The organism is Thalassobacillus devorans (assembly GCF_900176565.1).
Lineage (GTDB): Bacteria > Bacillota > Bacilli > Bacillales > Halobacillaceae > Thalassobacillus > Thalassobacillus devorans_A.
The window spans coordinates 533,286-552,946 of sequence record NZ_FXEH01000005.1 but is presented as its reverse complement, the minus strand read 5'-3'; the positions used below and the strand labels follow the sequence as shown (position 1 = coordinate 552,946).

At 42.9% G+C, this 19,661-nt stretch carries 14 protein-coding genes; 10 read left to right on the top strand and 4 right to left on the bottom strand.

What is annotated here, in order from left to right; genetic code table 11:
- Positions 1 to 61: 61 nt before the first annotated feature.
- The 5 genes from B9Y67_RS07420 (at position 62) to B9Y67_RS07400 (ending at position 6,135) form a co-directional block, all read left to right on the top strand.
- The gene (locus B9Y67_RS07420) at positions 62 to 1,318 is read left to right on the top strand and encodes an ABC transporter substrate-binding protein (protein WP_085506107.1); all 1,257 of its coding nucleotides are present in this window, start codon (positions 62 to 64) and stop codon (positions 1,316 to 1,318) included.
- Positions 1,319 to 1,628: 310 nt separating this feature from the next.
- The gene (locus tag B9Y67_RS07415; RefSeq protein WP_085506106.1) at positions 1,629 to 2,576 is read left to right on the top strand and encodes a sugar kinase; all 948 of its coding nucleotides are present in this window, start codon (positions 1,629 to 1,631) and stop codon (positions 2,574 to 2,576) included.
- A 13-nt stretch (positions 2,577 to 2,589) separates the two neighbouring features.
- Positions 2,590 to 3,231: a bifunctional 4-hydroxy-2-oxoglutarate aldolase/2-dehydro-3-deoxy-phosphogluconate aldolase gene (locus B9Y67_RS07410; RefSeq protein ID WP_085506105.1), complete on the top strand. Its 642-nt coding sequence runs from the start codon at positions 2,590 to 2,592 to the stop codon at positions 3,229 to 3,231.
- A 2-nt stretch (positions 3,232 to 3,233) separates the two neighbouring features.
- On the top strand, positions 3,234 to 4,382 hold the full coding sequence (gene dgoD / locus B9Y67_RS07405) for a galactonate dehydratase (RefSeq protein ID WP_085506104.1): 1,149 nt from the start codon (positions 3,234 to 3,236) through the stop codon (positions 4,380 to 4,382).
- A gap of 190 nt (positions 4,383 to 4,572) precedes the next feature.
- Positions 4,573 to 6,135 (top strand): IS1182 family transposase, encoded by a 1,563-nt coding sequence (locus B9Y67_RS07400; protein WP_085505220.1) that lies wholly within the window; start codon positions 4,573 to 4,575, stop codon positions 6,133 to 6,135.
- A gap of 126 nt (positions 6,136 to 6,261) precedes the next feature.
- Here the strand turns inward: B9Y67_RS07400 and B9Y67_RS07395 are convergent, their stop codons facing one another.
- Positions 6,262 to 6,762 carry a sigma-70 family RNA polymerase sigma factor gene (locus tag B9Y67_RS07395; RefSeq protein WP_085506103.1) on the bottom strand — a complete coding sequence of 167 codons (501 nt, stop codon included), beginning with the start codon at positions 6,760 to 6,762 and terminating at the stop codon, positions 6,262 to 6,264.
- A 348-nt stretch (positions 6,763 to 7,110) separates the two neighbouring features.
- Here B9Y67_RS07395 and B9Y67_RS07390 point away from each other — a divergent pair, with 348 nt between their 5' ends.
- A complete protein-coding gene (locus B9Y67_RS07390) occupies positions 7,111 to 8,145 on the top strand; it encodes a M14 family zinc carboxypeptidase (protein ID WP_254901742.1) in 1,035 nt (344 codons plus the stop codon).
- Positions 8,146 to 8,293: 148 nt separating this feature from the next.
- Here the strand turns inward: B9Y67_RS07390 and B9Y67_RS07385 are convergent, their stop codons facing one another.
- Genes B9Y67_RS07385 through B9Y67_RS07375 form a run of 3 tightly spaced genes read right to left on the bottom strand, consistent with a single transcriptional unit; the run spans position 8,294 to position 12,233 of the window.
- On the bottom strand, positions 8,294 to 10,873 hold the full coding sequence (locus B9Y67_RS07385) for a YfhO family protein (protein ID WP_085506725.1): 2,580 nt from the start codon (positions 10,871 to 10,873) through the stop codon (positions 8,294 to 8,296).
- A 12-nt stretch (positions 10,874 to 10,885) separates the two neighbouring features.
- The gene (locus B9Y67_RS07380; RefSeq protein WP_085506101.1) at positions 10,886 to 11,260 is read right to left on the bottom strand and encodes a GtrA family protein; all 375 of its coding nucleotides are present in this window, start codon (positions 11,258 to 11,260) and stop codon (positions 10,886 to 10,888) included.
- The gene (locus B9Y67_RS07375) at positions 11,244 to 12,233 is read right to left on the bottom strand and encodes a glycosyltransferase family 2 protein (RefSeq protein WP_085506100.1); all 990 of its coding nucleotides are present in this window, start codon (positions 12,231 to 12,233) and stop codon (positions 11,244 to 11,246) included. Before B9Y67_RS07375 ends, B9Y67_RS07380 begins: the two co-directional genes overlap by 17 nt.
- A 371-nt stretch (positions 12,234 to 12,604) precedes the next feature.
- Here B9Y67_RS07375 and B9Y67_RS07370 point away from each other — a divergent pair, with 371 nt between their 5' ends.
- The 4 genes from B9Y67_RS07370 to B9Y67_RS07355 all read left to right on the top strand — a co-directional run bounded on the left by B9Y67_RS07370 (position 12,605) and on the right by B9Y67_RS07355 (position 19,525).
- A complete protein-coding gene (locus B9Y67_RS07370; protein ID WP_254901741.1) occupies positions 12,605 to 14,131 on the top strand; it encodes a BCCT family transporter in 1,527 nt (508 codons plus the stop codon).
- 12 nt (positions 14,132 to 14,143) lie between these two features.
- The gene (locus tag B9Y67_RS07365; RefSeq protein WP_085506098.1) at positions 14,144 to 14,842 is read left to right on the top strand and encodes a TetR/AcrR family transcriptional regulator; all 699 of its coding nucleotides are present in this window, start codon (positions 14,144 to 14,146) and stop codon (positions 14,840 to 14,842) included.
- Between the two features lie 15 nt (positions 14,843 to 14,857).
- On the top strand, positions 14,858 to 16,909 hold the full coding sequence (locus B9Y67_RS07360; RefSeq protein ID WP_085506097.1) for a CocE/NonD family hydrolase: 2,052 nt from the start codon (positions 14,858 to 14,860) through the stop codon (positions 16,907 to 16,909).
- 216 nt (positions 16,910 to 17,125) lie between these two features.
- Positions 17,126 to 19,525, top strand: a complete 2,400-nt coding sequence (locus B9Y67_RS07355; RefSeq protein ID WP_085506096.1) for a sialidase family protein — start codon at positions 17,126 to 17,128, stop codon at positions 19,523 to 19,525.
- Positions 19,526 to 19,661: the final 136 nt, after the last annotated feature.

The following is a 19,661-nucleotide window of genomic DNA, read 5'->3' as shown; positions in this document are numbered from 1 at the left end:
CTTAATATGGAACAACGGGTGGTTTAACTACCTGAAACCATTTAACAAAAGGAGGATTATAATGAAAATCAAACGTTTTTTGGTAAGTATGATTGCTGTTCTGTTAGTTATTGGCATGGTCGGATGCTCTTCTGAAAGTAACGGGGAGGGCGGCGAGGCAGAAGGAAGTGTAAAGAAAATAACTTTCTGGACGCCATTCTCAGGACCGGACGGGCCTAAAATGAAAGAAATTGTGGATGGATTTAATCAATCGCAGGAAGAATATGAAGTTAATCTGGAAATTAAACCGAATGAGGATTATTACAAAACACTGGATTTATCGATACAGGATCAGAAGAAAGTTCCGGATTTGTTTATTGTCCATGCGAATCACCTTCCTACTTATGCAGATAAAGGTATTTTAAAGCAGCTGGATGATATGACAGGAGATCTTGTGAAGAAAGAGGACTATCATGAAAATGCATTAGAGGGTGCTACTTATAATGGAGAACTTTATGGTGTTCCGCTGGATATTCACCCGCTTATTTTATACTGGAACAAGGAAATGTTTAAGGAAGCGGGACTCGATCCAAACAAACCTCCGAAAGACAGGGAGGAGTTCCTGGAATATGCTGAAAAGCTTACGAATAAGGACAAAGGTCAATATGGAACAATCGTATCAACCGGAGGATTACAGGACTTTATTTTTCCTTCCATTGTCTATCAAAACGGAGGTGAGTTAATTACAGAAAACAAAGAGATTAACTATGACTCAAAGCCTGTAATTGAAGCCCTTCAATTTGAAAGAGACCTGATAGAAAAATATGAGGTGGCTCCAAGTAATGTCCAGGACAGTCCAACTCCACTGTTTTTACAGCAAAGAGCCGGCATGATAATTAATGGTCCGTGGATGATCAATCAGTTTAAAGAATCGGATGTAGATTTTGGCAGTGCGCCGATGCCGCAATTAGGAACCGAGACGCAGGCTGTATATGGAAACTCTCATAATTTTGTCATGCCTGACAGTGTGAAAGATGAGAAAATCGATGGCATTGAAGCATTCATCAGTTATGTTGGGGAGAACGGTATTTCCTGGGCAGAAGCAGGTCAGGCACCAGCATCAAAGGCTGTGTATGAGAGCGATGAATTTAACGATCTTGGCCACCAGCCAAACGTTGCCAAGCAGTTTGACTATGTAAAATTCCCGCCAGATATCCCTAACTGGGGACAAGTTTCAAATCCACTGTTTGAAGAGGTGAACCTTGTATTGCTTGGTCAAAAAGATGCTAAAAAAGCGATGGAAGATGCTGCAAAAGAGTCAAAGGCAAGATTGAAGTAAGGCAAAAGAGCGGCTTAGTCCGCTCTTTCCTTGCTGTCTAGGAAATTATAAAATTTTCTTTTCGTGGTAGCTTTACTTGCTGGGTCTCCTCCAGCTCCAGCGCCAACCCCCTCGAGGTCTTAAGTAAATCCTCTCTGTGACAAAAAACGTCACGCCGAGGCTTTTCTTAAGCTTGTCGGGGGTGAGCAAGGCGCTTGCGCTTTTGTTCCTTAAGAAAGTTGATTTTGTTAAAGGATAAGTAAAACTAAGTTTTTCGCCATAAGGACTTGGCGATAAGTCTAGTTTTTTGTTAGTGAAATGAGGTGATTAGATGGATGTTGTTACATTGGGAGAATCTATGGTACTGTTTGCCTCCAACTCCCAGGGACTGCTTAGATATGCCAATGATTTTTCCGCAAGAGTTGCAGGAGCAGAATCCAATGTGATGATCGGGCTCTCCAGGCTAGGTCACAAAGCCGGCTGGATTAGTAGAATTGGTAATGATGAATTGGGACAAAAGGTGCGCTCCTTTATCCAGGGAGAGGGAGTCGATATAAGTCAGGTGAAAATTGATGAAACGTTCCCCACGGGGATATTTTTGAAAGAGGCCCTTAACCGTGAACGTAGCCGGGTTTATTATTATCGCTCCCATTCGGCCGCCAGTAATATGACAGAAGAAGATATAGCAGAAGACTATATTGCTAATGCCAAATACCTGCATATTACAGGCATCACACCGGCACTTAGTGATAAGTGCTATAAAGCGGTACACCATGCGATTTCTACTGCTAAAAAACATAAGGTGAAGATTTGCTTTGATCCTAATTTAAGAAAAAACCTTTGGAATGAGGAGAGAGCGAGACAAGTCTTGCTCGAAATTGCCGGACTGTCCGATATATTTTTACCAGGTATTGATGAAGCTGAGTTTATGTTTGGCGTATCTGACCCCAAGTTGATCGGAGAAAAGGCTTTTCAATTAGGCGTAGGTCTATCCATCATTAAGCTTGGAGCTGAAGGAGCCTATTATTTCACAAAAGAAGATAAAGGATTAGTAAAGGGGTCTCCGGTCCAACAGGTCGTTGACCCGGTTGGCGCCGGTGATGGCTTTGCAGCGGGAGTCCTTTCCGGTTTATTAGATGGACTTAGTCCTAAAGATTCTGTTGAGAGGGGAAACGCTATTGGAGCAATGGTGACCCTTGTGCCAGGAGATGTAGAAGGGCTTCCTGATAGAAATTTATTAGATTCCTATTTTAATAACCAGGAGGATGTCAGTCGTTAGGAGGTATGAGGAAATGAATAATGTATTTAAAAAGATCGAACAGAATAAAGTGATTGCTGTCCTGAGAGGGATGTCTCCAGAGAAAGTATTACCTGCTGCCGAGGCTCTAGTCAATGGCGGGGTTAAAACACTTGAAATCACTGCTGATACTCCGGAGATAGAAGCGTTGCTTGCCAAGTTGAATACTAGATTTGATGATGACGTCATCATTGGTGCCGGTACTGTATTGGATACTCAGACAGCAGCAACGCTCATCGATGCAGGAGCAAATTTTATATTTTCACCAAATGTTTGTACGGAGACCATCAGTGTGACGAAAGAAAAAGGCGTTATCAGTATCCCGGGGGCCTTGACTCCGACAGAAATTGTTGAAGCTTATCAGAGCGGTGCAGATGCTGTAAAAGTATTCCCGGCGAATGCTCTGGGACCCAATTATTTAAAATCAATCAATGGACCGCTTTCTCACATTCCTCTTGTACCAACAGGAGGTATTAACCAGGAGAACATGCCATTCTATTTTCAAAAAAATGTAATTGCGGTTGGGCTGGGCAGGTCACTAGTAAATGCCGATGCAATTAACCAGCATAACAATTACATAGAATTGACAAATAAAGCGAGAGCGTTCATGGCATTAGTAGACGGGAAAGGAGAATAAAAATGAAAATCACATCACTAAAGTTATACCAGGTTCCACCAAGATGGCTCTTTCTGAAGATAGAAACTGATGAGGGAATTGAAGGATGGGGAGAGCCGGTAATTGAAGGAAGAGCAGATACCGTAAAGGCGGCAGTAGAAGAACTAAGCGATTATCTCATCGGTAAAAACCCGCTACGGATCGAAGACCACTGGCAGGTTATGTACCGGTCAGGCTTCTATCGTGGCGGCCCCATCCATATGAGTGCGATCGCCGGGATTGATCAAGCGTTATGGGATATTAAAGGAAAGTACTATCAGGCGCCCGTCCACGAATTAATGGGTGGTGCATGCCGTGATTCGGTAAGGGTATATTCCTGGATCGGGGGAGACCGGCCGGCGGATGTCGGGACTGCCGCCAGGGAAGCGAAGGACGCTGGTTTTACCGCTATTAAAATGAATGGGACAGAAGAAATGCAATACATCGATTCTTATAAAAAGATCGACGAAGTATTGGAAAGAACTGCTGCGGTAAGAGAAGCCGCGGGGGATGACTTCGGCATCGGCATTGATTTTCACGGAAGGGTCCATAAACCGATGGCAAAAATACTGGCGAAAGAATTGGAGCCTTTCCGCCCGATGTTTATTGAAGAGCCGGTTCTTCCTGAACATAATGAAGCACTTAGGGATATAGCCCGTGTAACGAATATTCCGATCGCAACGGGAGAGAGAATGTATTCGAGATGGGACTTTAAGAAGCTGCTTCAGGATGGATATGTAGACATCATTCAGCCCGATCTTTCTCATGCCGGCGGAATAACCGAATGCAAGAAAATCTTTTCCATGGCGGAGGCGTATGATGTTGCAGTTGCTCCCCATTGTCCGCTTGGACCGATCGCACTTGCCTCATGCCTTCAAGTTGATGCAACAAGCCACAATGTCTTTATTCAGGAGCAGAGTCTTGGAATTCATTACAATAAGGGCAGCGATTTGCTTGATTATTTAACTGATAAATCTGTTTTTGATTACAAAGAGGGGTATGTTGAAAATCTGCAAAGCCCAGGTCTTGGTGTTTCGATCAATGAGGAATTTGTGAAGCAGAAGGCAGAAGAGGGGCACCGCTGGAGAAACCCTGTTTGGCGGCATAAAGATGGAACTATCGCAGAATGGTAAAAGCCTTAAGTTTAATATAACGAAGGATAAACGAGGCTGGGACAAAACCCAGTAAATTAAACGGAAAGTGGTCGGCATCAAAATGATGCCGACCACTTTTTTATGGTTTTCTTTTATTTTCAATAAAGAAAATAAGGACAACCTCTGATAAAATTAAAGTTACCACACAACAACCATCGGAGGTGTCCTTATGTTTAAACAGTATAACATGAACCAAGTAATCTTGCCTATGGATGTGGAAATGAAACTTCAAGATAATGATATCGCCTATGCCGTGCATGAGTTGGTGGAAAGTATTCCGGATGAAGCCTTTTCAGCATTCCTGCGTGACACGGGATGCCCGGCGTATCACCCACGCATGATGATGAAGGTCATTTTATGCGCCTACACCCAATCCGTGTTCTCTGGAAGAAAAATCGAAGGGCTACTCAAGGATAGTGTGCGTATGATGTGGCTGGCTCAAGGTTATGAGCCCAGCTATCGAACCATTAATCGGTTCCGTGTCCACCCCGCCGTCAAAGATCTTCTTCGCCAGAGCTTTGTCCAGTTTCGTTCCCGACTGGTTCAAGAAGATATCATTGATGCGGAAGCTATTTTTATTGATGGAACCAAGATAGAAGCAAACGCCAACAAGTTTACGTTCGTCTGGCGTAAGGCCGTCGAAAACTACAGCGACAAGCTAATAGAAAAGTCCAACCAAATGTATGATGAATTAGTGGAAAAGGAAATCATCCCTGAAATAGAAAGGGAAAATCCGGAGGAATTATCGGTCGACGAACTTTCTGATATAGCCGAAACATTAGATGAAAAAGTCGAAGACTTGAACCGGAAAATTGAAGAAAGCGAAGACACAAGTGAACGAAAACAAATTCGTTCCGAACGCAAAGAACCGAATCAGGCCAGGAAACAGTTCAGAGACTTTGCGGCGCGCAAGCAAAAATATGCGAACGACATGGAAATCTTCGGGAAAAGGAATAGTTATTCGAAGACAGACCACGATGCGACATTTATGCGGATGAAAGATGATTATATGAAGAATGGGCAATTGAAAGCCGGCTATAATATCCAAGTTGCGACGGAAGGTCAATACGCCCTCGCTTATGATATTTTTCCGAACCCCACGGATATGCGTACCTTCGGTCCTTTCCTTGATCGGATCGAACAGGATTACTTTGAACTTCCGAACTACATCGTCGCCGATGGGGGCTATGGGAGTGAAGAAAATTATGAAGATGTCCTGGAAAACCGGGAGCGTGAGCCTCTGATTACATACAACTCTTATCGTAAAGAGAAGACGAAGAGCTTTCAAAAAAATGCCTTCCACTCCGCGAATTGGTCATACAATGAAGAAGAAGATTCCTATACGTGTCCTAACGGAAAACAAGTGACGTTCCGTTACCGATCCCAGAAAACCGATCGAAACGGTTATACTCGGGAGTTCAAAGTGTACGAGAGCGAAGATTGTACGGGATGTCCGCTCCGTTCCCAGTGCACGAAGGCAAAAGAAGGGAACAATCGAAAAATCTATTATAATGAAAAGTGGGAGCAACAAAAAAATACGGTGAGAGAGAAGCTTTCGGATGAGAAAACCGGCGAACTCTACGGCAGACGCAAAGTAGATGTAGAGCCAGTTTTTGGATTTCTGAAGGCTAATTTGCGTTTCACTCGCATGTCCGTTAGGGGCAGCGATAACGTTGAAAATGAATTAGGTTTTGCCTTTTTGGCCGTGAACTTGAGAAAGTACACGGCCTGAAACGGAAACCGTCTAACCAATTATGAGATTGACTCAGTAAAAAAGGTTCCGGTCATCAAAATTCGATAATCGGAACCCTTTTTTTACTATTTTCGGCTAGTTATGTCCCAGACTCGTTCTATATTATTATTCAATTACTACCAACCATTTTAATTTTTTCTTAGCTTCTCTTCCCCAGTTCTTCACAGCATCAATTGTAGTATTTTCTTTCTTCGCAATCTCCGCATAAGAAAAACCCTCAATGATGTAATACTTCATCCATTTCCATTGTTTTTCGGTCAATTCATCTTGAATGGCGTTCCAAAAATAGCAGTCTTCCGGATAATCATACGTGCTGTTATCTTCGACGGTGGCGTGCTGATCCACATAATTCTTCTCGTTCTCTGCTGCTTTGGAATGCTTGCGGATCAGATCGATGAAGCGATGGTGGATTTTATAGTTTGCAAGCTGACGGAATGTTCCTCGTGATGGATCGTGTGTCTGGTAGGCTTCCCAGAGTGTGATGCAGCCTTCTTGGTAGAATTCCTGCTCCGGGTCGTTGATATGTAGCTTGTGGATATGGTAGTGGATCATATTGTCGTATTGCTTTAACACTTCCTCGAAAGATTGGTCTAACAGATTCGACATGGTTATTCTCGTTTCGAGAACCGGTTCTGCAGTTATTAGATATCTATTACTATTATCTGAAGTTGGGTGTCGTTTGGTGTTGTAGAAAATAACTTTATTTTCTAAATAGCCACTATGGTAAAGCTGGTTAGAAGACTCATAGGGAAAAGAGGGGGTGGCGATTATGATAGAGTGGGGTGGAAGGATAGTTCAAAATCGATAAGGTTACTCAGGTGAATTTATATATATATAAAGGAAATTTCGTCCATATGTAGAATGAGTTCTACTATAGAAAAAAAAATATCCTTGCATGCTTTTAACTTTTTAAAGTAACAGTGTTCAAGGTGGATGAATGAAGGAGATGAGGATTTGAAGAAAAAAATAGTAACGATGACTTTGGCAGTGGCCTTAACGGGAATGGGAGTGACTGCATCACCAGCTCTGGCAGGAGGGAACGGCCCGGACGTTAACGGGAATGAGACGGTACAGACGGCGATGTTCACCACATACAGTGAGATGAAAAGCTTTCTTCAAAAGGAAGCTACCAAACAACAACAAATGGACCTAGAGGTGATTGGACAAACCACGAAAGGAAAAGATATCCATCTGGTTAAGTATATATCCAATCCAGAGAATCCCACGATACTTTACCTTACTCAACAGCATGGAAATGAGGCATTAACCACAGAAGGTGCTCTGGATTTTATTCGTCACTTAGGTTCCAACAGTGCCCAAAATCAAGAGATGCTGAACCGAGTGAACATTTTGATATTACCAATGTATAATGCAGATGGAGCTATGGGAGATGTTAATTTTTCTTTGGATGATCATGTAGCAAGCGGGCGTCATCTCACGCGCTATAACGCCGACCGAATTGATCTTAATCGCGACCACGTAGAAAAGGTGGCACCGGAAACGAAAGCCTTACATAAAAATGTGCTCCAAAAATATAAGATTGATTATATGATCGATATGCACCACCAAGGAACGCAAGAGGATTATGACGATAGGTACTCTTCTGCCTCTCTTTTAGCACCATACCATTCGGATGTAGATCCATCGGTATTGAACCAATCCAAAAAGTTGGCAACGGTCTTGTATCAGGGGTTGGAGCGATACGGCTGGTCCCATGTCTTCAAATATGATGCACCGACAACTCGACCTTCTGTAGCTTCCAATGCGATGGCTCTACAATATGATATTCCAGTTATTCTGTTTGAAATGAGGGGGATGGCCGATAACAGCTACGAACCTTATGTATTAGGACAAAAATCCAATGGTTATAATACGAAGCAAGCATTTTTGGCACTGAAGACAACGTCAGCTGCGATTGCTGATGGATCCATTTTCAAAGCTAATGCAAAGGTTTATGATCAGTTACCTGAGCAAAATTATAACTATTAATTGAAGGCTCCCATAACGGGGAGCCTTTAGCTTTTATTTTGAAGTTAAAAAAGAAATCCGTTTCCCAGGGTTAAATCAGAAAAAACCACCCACCACAATGTACTATCCATAGCTTTGTTATGGTCGGTCTGAATCCACGACTACGTAATCAGGTGTGCTTTCTCCTAATCCAAAATACAGCTATTAGCAGTGATAGACCAGCTGCCAACAAGGTCGTTTTAAAGTATGGCGGCAGGTAGGTGAATTCTACGGTTTCATCTCCTGGCTGGATGGCGGTGCCGAGCATGGCGTAGTTGATCTGTTCTATATCGCGTTTTTCTCCATCGACTTTGACCTGCCAGCCTTTTTCATAAGGGACAGGGATAGCCAGGTAGCCTTTCGTATCTGCCTGCAGGTCAGTTAGCGTGACCTTGTTACCATCGAGCGTTACCTCTGGCTGGTGTGGTTCTCTTTTTGTCGCTTGTTCCAATGCTTCATAATCTTTTGCATAGATTACTAACTCATTGAGCGTATAATCTCCTTCTGGTACGAGGATAGAGATGGTTTCTTCCTTTGGCACACGGATGGTGATGTCATTTACATTCGTTTTATAAAATGATTCCCTCGACTTCCGGGAGGTCCAGAAGTCGTTGACCCGCATGGCAAACAAGGAAGCTTCCTCTACATTGTTGAATAGATAAAAGGAAACATAGATATCTTCTGCTCCTGAATCCAGAACCGATTGGGGAAGAGTGATATCGAGCCCGCCTTCTTTTTCACTAATAACCAGCCTGCCGTTGGAATAACTGCCTCCAATTGGCTCTATTTCTGATTGATCGATCAGATTTTCATACTCCGGAATTTGTTCTGCTGATGTTGTCGCATCTTTGACTACCAGCCCCTGAATCATCGCCTGCTCACGTGAAATCGGATGACTATCTTCGAGGGCTTCTTCACTGTAAATCTGGTCAGATATCTGCACGAACGGCAGCGGGTTAGTATTTTGATAGACAACATAGTTTTCACTTTCTTCAGCGAGTTTGAATCCGTATGGGATATTCGCTTCCTTCCCTTTTTCGTACATGATATAGTTTGCCCCCCACAGGCTGTGCAGGCTCGCGCGATCCCCGAAGCCGGAGTAGCGACTGACACTTTCCCGCTTCATATCGATTTCAAGGTCATGGTAATAGTAATCGAGCACGTGTCCGTTGAGAATGCTGGAATAAGCACTGGTGCCGGCAAACCCCTGGACGATTGGTGTGTTATATCTGCCATCTGCTTTCCATGACACCCGTGGCAGGGGAGAAGCGTCTGTTTCCAGAGCGTCATCGATTAGTTTCTGCTGTTCTTCTGCCAGGTAGTTTTTACTCAGCATGTAATCCTTCGTGGTTTCCTTTACTCCCCCGTGGACATACAGTTTGTCATATTGGTAGTGGTTGATTATCACAAGCTGAGACAGGAGCGTAAGGCCAAGCAGGACATACAAAGTTCGTTTTTTGATGAACCAAAAAACGGACAAGAGAACCAGTGCTGCCGTAACTGGAATAGATAGTGTCCATAGATTGATAAACTCCAGGCTCAAATCTACCAAGTGAAATAACACATAGATTGCGGCCAAACCTGTTCCCGCTAACGTGAACTGTCTTCGGGTAATTTTTTCCAATGCCGGTAAAGCGGCAGCCACTGCGCCCCCGATAGTAAAGGAAGCAAGGTATTCGTATCGGTGCTGAGGAGCAGACAGCCCGTTAAAGAAGCTGGCCGCCCAGGGAATAAAATGCAGCACGATGATCAGCAGGCTCAATGCTGTGAACAGCTTGAACTGTGGTTTCTTGTACAACGGTAAAAGCCCGAGCATAAGCACGAATAAAGCCGGTACAATCAGGTGCGGGCTGTCATAGAGTATGTTGCTGGTGCTGGAGACAAGCGGAATTTCCTGGTCAAAAGGCGGCCGGATATTTTGCAGAAAGCCCCAAACCGCCGGGATGAGTCCGACCGAGCCGATCCCGAGCCCAAGCAGGACAGAACCGGTATAATATTTCAGCTGTTTTAGTTTTGGTGTTTCTTTGTCAATCAGTGGAAAAATCCATCTGGCAGCGATATACATGCCGGTAAAAATGCCATTTATGTAGGCAAAGTAGAAATTATCGAAAAAAGAGATGGCTGTCGCTGCAATCAACCAGCCCGGCTTTTGTTCGCGGATGATTTTCTCAACACCTAGAATTAAAAGCGGCAGCCATAGGAACGCGTCGCCGAAGAATTCCCAATAGGTGACATGGCGGAAATACATACCCGACGCCCCGTAAAGGACAGCGCCGATGAAAGAAGGAAGTATCCTGCCGTTCAGGTAGCGGAATACATATGTAGTGACCAACAGGATTAGCGTCATGCGCACGATGCTGATGAATACCGTCGCCTCGGTCCAGAACAGAATATCCGTTTCTCTTATAATCGACAGGGACTCCAGCAGGAATACAACCGCTACGGTCAAGTAGAAAAAGATGTTGATGCCATAATAATAGGCGAGTTGGCTGAACGTTCCGCCACCGAGCCCAAACTCATACGAGTAAAAGAAATTGCCAATCGTGAACTGGTCATAAAGCATGTCACGGAACGGCACCATCTGAGAAAGCCCGTCATCCGGCCCAGCCATATAAACTCCCTGTGTCCACTGGTATAGGAAGAAGGCATGCGCCAGGATAGCTGTGACGAGACTTGTGCCGATAAGCAGGATCGATTGTTTCGTTGTCATATTGTTCACGCCTTACCTCTTCAAAATTTTACTCGTTACAATGAATGTAATTGGCACGGTAAAAATGACCGCGGCAAGTGGAGCGATGTTTCCGTTAATGTGGAGCAGGTCGACAAATACATAGATCAACAGCGAAGACACCGACATATTGACCACCTGGGTGAACGGGAACATCAGGAATTTAGACAAAGTCGGTTTGACTTTATAGGTGAAGTACACGTTAAGGAAAAAGGAAATGACCATACTGATGAAAAAGGCAAGGATGTGGGAGGGGAGGTAATGCCACCCGATCAGGTTATAAAAAAGAACATAAAAAAGATAGTAATTCGCCGTATTCAGTCCGCCGACGATGACGAACCGGGTGAATTCATTATTCCACTTTTTCATAGCGATCGTCTTCTGCAACTGACTTCCTTTGATCACGAGTATCCCTCTTCACATTGCTTTCTTTTATCAAATAGTGTGGTCGTTTTTTCGTTTCCATATAGATTCTGCCCACATATTCCCCGATTACACCAAGGCTCACCAATTGCACCCCGCCGAGGAACAAGATAGATGAAATGGTGGTAAAATAGCCCGGCACGTCTACGCCTCTTATGAGGATTATCCCGAACATGATCATAATATAGAGAAGGCTAAGGCTCATAATGATTAACCCGGTGTACAAAACCAGGCGGAGCGGGCGCTGGTTAAATGAAATGACTCCTTCGATTCCGTATTCCAAAAGCTGTTTCAGCGACCATTGCGATTCACCGTTTTCCCGCTCGACATTGTCAAAATGGATCGTCTTCTGATCAAAGCCGATCCAGGAAAACAGCCCTTTGGAAAACCGGTTTCCCTCACTAAGGCTTAGGATGGCATCGACTGCCTGTCTACCCAGCAGCCGGAAGTCGCCTTCGCCGTCATTCAATTTTACATCGATCAACCGGTTGACCGCTTTATAGTAAAGGGAAGAGAGGAAGGATCGGCGTCTGCCTTCACCGTTTCGGTTACGTTTAGCGACCACCTGCTGGTAACCCTCCTGGTAGCCTGCGATCAATTCAGGAATCAGTGCAGGCGGATGCTGGAGATCGGCGTCCATGATGATTACTGCGTCACCTTTCGCATGCTGAAGTCCAGCAAGGAGGGCGGATTCCTTGCCGAAGTTCCTGCTGAAGGACACATATTTCACTTCCGGATGCTTATCGGCCAGGATCCGGATATTCAGTAAGGTGTCGTCCTGACTTCCGTCATCGACAAATACGACTTCCCAGGAGTAGGGAAGCGTGGAAAACTCCATTTGGAGGGCGTTATATACCGGATTGATATTTTCAGCTTCATTATAGCCAGGGATGATCACCGAAACCATTAATTCGTTCATGATGTACCTCCGTCGTTTTCTCTGTTATAAGCGTACCCTTGCTTCTGCGAATTGAAACTTTGCAGGGTATATAAGAGGGAACTGGATGGAAGTATTTTAACGACATTTTTTATTGGTCTTTCTATTTTGGTGTGCTTTTATTAGTCATTTACAAGGATTTCGTCGAATCATGCTTCTATTCTTTCAGTTGATCAAACATTTGAACAATAAAGTACGCTAGCTGTGAGTCTACCCCGGAGCCCTCCAAAATTTGGAGGGCTCCGGGGTGATTTTATTTTTCAATAATTTTTTGACAAATCTTATTGTTATGTTAATATGAACATGTTCATAAAAAGAACGTGTTCATAAATAGGGGAGGAATGCAAACTCTTATGAAAGCTAATTTAGAAAAAAGTATTTTTTGGCCGTCATTGATTTTAGTTGTCGTCGTAACCCTGTTGCTTGTTATATTACGAGAATCAGCAGCACCGGTTATTTCGGGTATGATGTCCGCAATCAATAATCGATTGGATTGGGCATTCGAATTCTTAACGATAGGACTATTTATTATACTTATTTGGCTGATGATCGGCAGATATGGAAAAGTGAAGTTGGGCGATCCACAAGATAAACCTGAATTCTCTCGTTTCAGTTGGGGTGGCATGTTATTTTGTGCAAGTATGGGAACCAGCATTATGTTCTGGTCCATTGTCGAACCGCTTTATTACTACACAGGCCCTCCATTTGGAATTGAGCCAAGTACCAATGAAGCAGCAGAGTATGCTCTGAGTTACGGTTTTTTTCATTGGGGAATTTCTGCCTGGGCCTTATATGCGCTTCCAGCAGTAGTCATGGCGTATAGTTTTTTTGTTAGAAAGGATCGTTCGTTGAAAATCAGTGCTGCTTGCAGGGGAGTATTAGGAAAACATGCAGACGGTTTTCTTGGGAAAACAATTGATGTATTAGTGATATGGAGTATGATAGGCGGGCTTGGTACTTCCTTAGGGCTTGGAGTACCTATGGTGGCTGCCGTATTAGGAAACCTTTTTGGTATCGAGCCTTCTTTATGGCTTAACCTTACCATTATTGTCATCTGGACATTTATTTTCAGTACCAGTGCCTATTTCGGCCTTTACAAAGGTATTCGCAAACTGAGCGACTGGAATGTTTATATGGCTTTAGGCCTAGCATTATTCGTCATCATCTTTGGTCCGACTTTTTTTATTCTCTCTTATACTACAGATAGTTTGGGAATCATGTTGGACAAATTTATGCGCATGAGCCTTTACACCGATCCTATCAACCAAGGTGGCTTCCTACAGGCCTGGACTGTCTTTTACTGGGCATGGTTTGCGGCTACGGCTCCATTTATAGGAATATTCGTAGCTCGTATTTCCAAAGGAAGAAGCATCCGTGAATTAGTTTCTAATGTTTTATTATGGGGGTCACTTGGCAGTTGGTTATATTTCGGGGTTTTTGGTGGCTATGCCATGAATCTGCAATTGACCGACAAAGTAGACCTAACATCCATTCTTACGGAGAAAGGTGGCCCTTCCGTCATTGTAGAAGTGTTGAACTCACTCCCGCTTCCTATATTAGTGTCAACATTTTTTGTAATATTGGGCTTTATATTTTTGGCTACATCTCTTGATTCAGCAAGTTATGTCATTGCAAGCGTTGCTACCAGGGAGTTGGAAGATGGGGCGGAACCTGCCCGTTGGCATCGACTGCTATGGGGTATTTTACTTTCTGCGCTGGCAATTAGTTTGACCATTGTCGGAGGCTTGGATGTTGTCCAGACTTCTTCGGTATTAGTATCTGTCCCTGTATTGATAATGTATATCCTGATGGCTTATTCTCTTATTAAATGGTTAAAGAGCAATGAACATTTGCATGTTTATATAGATGATAAAAAATAGAGGATGAGTGATATGGAAGATAACAGAAAAAAATTGAAAAAAGCGCGGATGTGGAACTATTTCATGGAGGCTGCTGTAGAGATGATCGAAGAGTCAGGCATTGAAAATGTAACCATCCGTAAGATAGCAGATAGAGCCGGTTTCACTAGTTCCACTGCTTATAACTACTTCAAAGACCTTTCTCATTTGAAATTTTTTGCAGCGATGCGCTTCACAAAAAGCTATACAGAAGAGCTGCCTGCTTATTTAGAAAAGGGTAATAACACGTTGGAAAAATGGCTGTATGCCTGGGAATGTTTTTGTGAACATAGTTTTGAACAACCAAAAATCTATGAAGTAATTTTCATCGAAAATGTTGGGGGCTCTGCCCAGGATCTCCTTGATCACTATTATGATATTTACGCTGATGATTTAATTGGGCTGCCGCAAGAAATAAGATCTATTATCACAGAACATAGTTTTTCTAAGCGTAGTGCTCTCTTTATTCAGCAAGCTGTTGAAGAAGGTTTGATCCAGGAAGAAAAAGTAGAACTTATTTCCGATATGACTTTAATGATTTGGAAAGGCATGATGAGCACTTACATCAATGAACGACGTCCTTTAGCAAAAGATGAAGCAGTTTATCTAACGTTAAAATATGTGCGGGAAATTTTGGTTCATGCCATACCAGAAGTTAATAGAGAAAAAGTTGACTTAAACATCGAATTTTGAAAGAGGTGGAAACCGGTGGTATTTAACATAAAAGATTCTGACCGAAGAAAGGTAAAAACCGATTACCCTAGAAAAGTGAAAAAGATAGAAAACATATGGATCCCTATGTCTGATGGTGCAAAATTATCTGCCACAATATGGCTCCCGACAGATGCAGAGGATAATCCAGTCCCTGCCATTTTGGAATATCTCCCTTATCGTAAGGATGATTTTACAGCCATACGTGATTCGGCAAGACACCCATATTTTGCAGGACATGGCTATGCCAGTATCCGGGTTGATATTAGAGGTACCGGGAATTCAGATGGCATTCTATTAGATGAGTATACGAAGCAGGAGCAAGACGATGCTTTAGACATACTTACCTGGATAGAAAATCAGCCGTGGGCGACCGGTGCTGCAGGCATGATTGGTAAGTCATGGGGCGGTTTTAATGGACTTCAGGTAGCTGCCAGGCAGCATCGTGCTTTAAAAACAATCATCACATTATGCTCCACGGATGATAGGTATGCGGATGATGTACATTATCGGGGAGGAAATATTCTTGCTTCGGACATGCTTTGGTGGGCCTCAACGATGTTCGCTTATAATGTCCGTCCGCAAGACCCGGCAGTGGTTGGGGAAATCTGGAAAGAAAATTGGATGGATCGTCTCGAAAATACCCCTCCTTTTGTAGAAGAATGGCTGACCCATCAAACACGGGATGATTATTGGAAGCATGGGTCTGTCTGCGAAAATTATGATGACATTCAAATCCCTGTCTTTGCTGTCAGTGGGTGGCAGGATGGATATACGGATGCCGTTTTCCGCCTATTAGAGAACCTGCCAAAAGAAAGCAAAGGGATTATCGGCCCGTGGGCACATGAGTTTCCTGAAGTTGCTACCCCTGAACCGACCATTGGGTTCCTGCAGGAATGTATCCGTTGGTGGGATCATTGGCTGAAAGGTATTGATACAGGAATCATGGATGATCCTAAACTCACTTCCTGGATGCAGGACAGTGTCAAACCTGCTGTCAGTTATGATGAACGCCCAGGAAAATGGGTGGGGGACGAATCCTGGCCATCCCCGCAATTAAAGGAAGAGAAATGGTTTGTTTCTTCTGATGAATTGCAGGAGAAGGCATCATCCAGGGAAGCAATAGTAGTGCCCAGTGTTCAGGAGCATGGATTTTATGCGGGTACGTATTGCCCATTTGGTCAACCTGGTGATCTGCCTGCCGATCAGAGGTTAGAAAATGGAAAATCGGTTGTGTTCCAATCTCAACCGTTTTCTAAACAAACAGAATACCTTGGACACCCGGTCTTTCATATGAATTTCTCTGCTAACAAAGAAAATGCTTTCGTGGCTGTGCGCTTATCGGATAAATCACCGACAGGAGAGTCTACGTTAATCAGTTGGGGAATGCTGAATCTGAATCATCTGGATTCCCATGAAAACCCTGAAGCATTGGTGCCAGGGAAGACGTATCATGCAGCTATCAAACTTGATTCATTGGGACAAGTTATTCCTGAAGGACATCGTTTGGAAGTGGCTATTGCTCCCACCTATTGGCCACAGGCATGGCCTTCTCCTGAAGAAGTGGAGCTTACCTTATATACTGGAGACTCCACTTACCTGGAAATGCCTAAGAGAGTACCGAGTGAGAAGGACAGCCAAGCAGGCAAGTTCCAGCCACCAGAAACGGCAACAGTCATGGAAAGAGAGATACTACGAAAAGAAGAAAGAACACAGGAAATCACCCATGACCCTATCCAGCAGACATGGACGCTGCATGACTTTTCTGATGAAGGAAAGCGCAGGCTGCCTGCCAATGGGATAGAGTATGGAAGTACCAATAAAAACGTCTATATAATAGAAGAAAAGAATCCTGCCTCCGCCAAGGTTCAGTGCGAATGGGAGTTAACCATCGGCAGGGAGGATTGGCAGACAAAGGTGAAAACATTCAGTGAAATGACCAGTGATGCGACAACGTTCTATCTGGTCAATAAAATATGGGCGTATGAAAATGATGAAAAAGTAACCGAGAAAACGTGGGAAAAAGAAATACCGAGGATATATAACTGAAATTAGTATTCAGCACACAAACGTTAATTTTCGTTTGTGTGCTTTTTATATAAGTCTATTAACGAAGTGACCAATAATTTTTGATTATTTATTGTCATCATTAAAATTAATATTGATGTTTTATTTTCATAATGTTACTATCTTTCTAAATGGAAAAATATTTCAAAATAGGAGGGTAGCTGCCATAAACATTTTTATAAACTAGGAGGAGATTGTTTGAACAAAAAAGCTTTTCTGCTTGGGCTGGTATTCCTTTTGGTAATTTCAGCTTTTCAACCTGTCGCTGGAGTGTCTGCTATTTCTGAAGAAGAGATAGAGCCGATATTGCGAATCGAGAACAAACAACTATCAAGTGGCGAATCGGTAGATTTAAATAATAAGTTAGACATCCTAAAGCAGCAAGAAGAAGGAACGATTGTGGTCAGATTCCGTTATACTGGTGATTCGATTATGTCTTTGTTTTCTTTAAGCAATAACAGACTTGCAAACGGTCATTTTCATTTATATGTATCGCCTGGAGCGATTGGAAGTGAGAATCGCTATGAAAAGCCAGGTGAACCACAAGAAAATACACACATCCAAGCCCCTAATCTGTCTTTAAAAAAAGGTGAAGTTTATACTTTAGCAATGTCCGTAGACAAGGAGGAAGGTTATAAATATTTTCTTGATGGTGAATTAATAAAGCATGATCAAACTTCACCTGTGAAATTCCTCGATAACATCTACGAACCAAACAGTGCAAAACTGGGAATAACAGAACGGGCATCGGGAGGAAATCCTTATCCGTTTGAAGGGGATATTGACTTCTTTGAATTCTACTCCACTCCCCTCTCTGATCACCTACTTACTAACATCACCGAAGTAACCTCAAAAGAAGCATTGATAAATCCAATGCCCGAGGACGCCTACATTACAGAACCTACAAGCCTTTTTTATCCAGGGTTCATGGATTCAAATAATTATCGTATTCCTGCTTTGTTTAACACGGAAGCGGGAACTCTTATTGCCGGAATCGACAGAAGAGTTGAGAGTGGGGCTGATTCCCCCAATAATATTGATGCAGTAATCAGGCGAAGTTTTGATGAAGGCGAAACCTGGGATGAAGGAATTGTTATCAATGATTATCCAGATGAAGCGTCCAATATTGACTTAGCTTTCTTGCAAGATCACTCAACTGAACGAATTTTTGCTTTAGTGGATGGATTTCCCCATGGAGCTGGATTGATGGGAGGATTCGGTACGAACGTTTCCAAGGGAACTGGGTTTAAAACGGTTAATGGAAAAGAATATATGTTTCTTACCGATGAAAGTGGAAACGAATATACGATTCGTGAGGAAGGCAAGGTTTATGATGAATCAGGAGCGCTTACTGAATATACAGTCGATATGGAGAGGGATTTATATCAGGATGATGAGAAAATAGATAACATCTTCAGTGAGACTTCTCCGTTAAAGCCATTTAAGACTTCTTATCTTGAGTTATATTATAGTGATGACGAAGGCGAAACATGGACTGGCCCGATTGACTTGAATGATGAAGTCAAAGAAGATTGGATGATGTTTTTGGGAGCTGGCCCTGGTAATGGAATTCAATTGAAAGAAGGACCGAATCAGGGAAGGCTGGTTTTCCCAGTTTATTTCATCAATGATAATAATCGCCAGGCCAGTGCGGTCATTTATAGTGATGACAACGGAGAAACATGGCATCGGGGTGAGTCTCCAAATCATGGCAGAATAGTCGGTGACGACAAAGTGTTAGATGAGAAAACCTTTGAAGGCTGGCAGTATGAAATTACAGAAGCCCAGGTTGTGGAGATGCCAGACGGTCAACTGAAGTTGTTCATGAGGAATCATAGTGGCCATCCACAAATTGCAACTAGTTTCGATGGTGGAGAAACATGGCATCATGAGGTAATTACCGAAGAAGCAGTAGATGCGCCATACAGTCAAATGTCAGCTATCAAGTATGAGGGAATGGTTGACGGCAAAGAAGCAGTAGTACTGTCTAGTGCTAATGATAATTCCAGCAGAATCAATGGAGCAGTCCGTTTCGGCCTAATAGAGGAAAACGGTACGTATGAAAATGGCCGTTTAAAGTATGATTTCAATTGGAAATATGAACAGCTTGTCAAAGAAGGACATTATGGGTATTCCAGTCTTGCTAACTTGAGTGACGGGAAGTTAGGACTTTTCTATGAGGGGACTCCCAACACGGAAATGGATTTCATCAAATTTAATCAGGAATTTCTGAAATGGGACAAATTCAGAGAAGCTCCTGATCCGACTTTAGAAACGGCTCATATTATCTCTAATCCTCCTCCCGTATATGTTGAAGGTGATGAAATAAGTGTGGATGTATCATTTGAAGATGCATATATGATGTTAATGGGAGAAAGGCAGCTTCATGGTACCGTTGGCGGGAAACAGATAACTTTACAATTAGAAGAACAAAATAATAACCATTTTACATTTACTGGCACACTGCCTGATTTGCCCGCTGGGATACATGATGTAAAGATTGAGTCAGCTGAAAACTCACGGTGGTTTAATGAATACGGAAAACTATATCAAGAAGCTATTTTATTGGAAGATGAAATAATAACAGCTTCAAAATAGTAGAATAGTAGGTCTATTAAAAAGGGCATCACCTATAAAAAATGATGCCCTTTTTGTATTTATGATTGTAGATTGTCAATATAATATTTAATATTGACAATCTACAATCATAGGTTTATAGTGAACTTACTGAAAG

What these genes read in the sequence shown, in the direction of transcription:
- B9Y67_RS07420 (WP_085506107.1), top strand. Translation starts at nt 62, where the DNA reads ATGAAAATCAAACGTTTTTTGGTAAGTATGATTGCTGTTCTGTTAGTT.
- B9Y67_RS07415 (WP_085506106.1), top strand. Translation starts at nt 1,629, where the DNA reads ATGGATGTTGTTACATTGGGAGAATCTATGGTACTGTTTGCCTCCAAC.
- B9Y67_RS07410 (WP_085506105.1), top strand. Translation starts at nt 2,590, where the DNA reads ATGAATAATGTATTTAAAAAGATCGAACAGAATAAAGTGATTGCTGTC.
- dgoD (WP_085506104.1), top strand. Translation starts at nt 3,234, where the DNA reads ATGAAAATCACATCACTAAAGTTATACCAGGTTCCACCAAGATGGCTC.
- B9Y67_RS07400 (WP_085505220.1), top strand. Translation starts at nt 4,573, where the DNA reads ATGTTTAAACAGTATAACATGAACCAAGTAATCTTGCCTATGGATGTG.
- B9Y67_RS07395 (WP_085506103.1), bottom strand. Translation starts at nt 6,762, where the DNA reads ATGTCGAATCTGTTAGACCAATCTTTCGAGGAAGTGTTAAAGCAATAC.
- B9Y67_RS07385 (WP_085506725.1), bottom strand. Translation starts at nt 10,873, where the DNA reads ATGACAACGAAACAATCGATCCTGCTTATCGGCACAAGTCTCGTCACA.
- B9Y67_RS07380 (WP_085506101.1), bottom strand. Translation starts at nt 11,260, where the DNA reads ATGAAAAAGTGGAATAATGAATTCACCCGGTTCGTCATCGTCGGCGGA.
- B9Y67_RS07375 (WP_085506100.1), bottom strand. Translation starts at nt 12,233, where the DNA reads ATGAACGAATTAATGGTTTCGGTGATCATCCCTGGCTATAATGAAGCT.
- B9Y67_RS07370 (WP_254901741.1), top strand. Translation starts at nt 12,605, where the DNA reads ATGAAAGCTAATTTAGAAAAAAGTATTTTTTGGCCGTCATTGATTTTA.
- B9Y67_RS07365 (WP_085506098.1), top strand. Translation starts at nt 14,144, where the DNA reads ATGGAAGATAACAGAAAAAAATTGAAAAAAGCGCGGATGTGGAACTAT.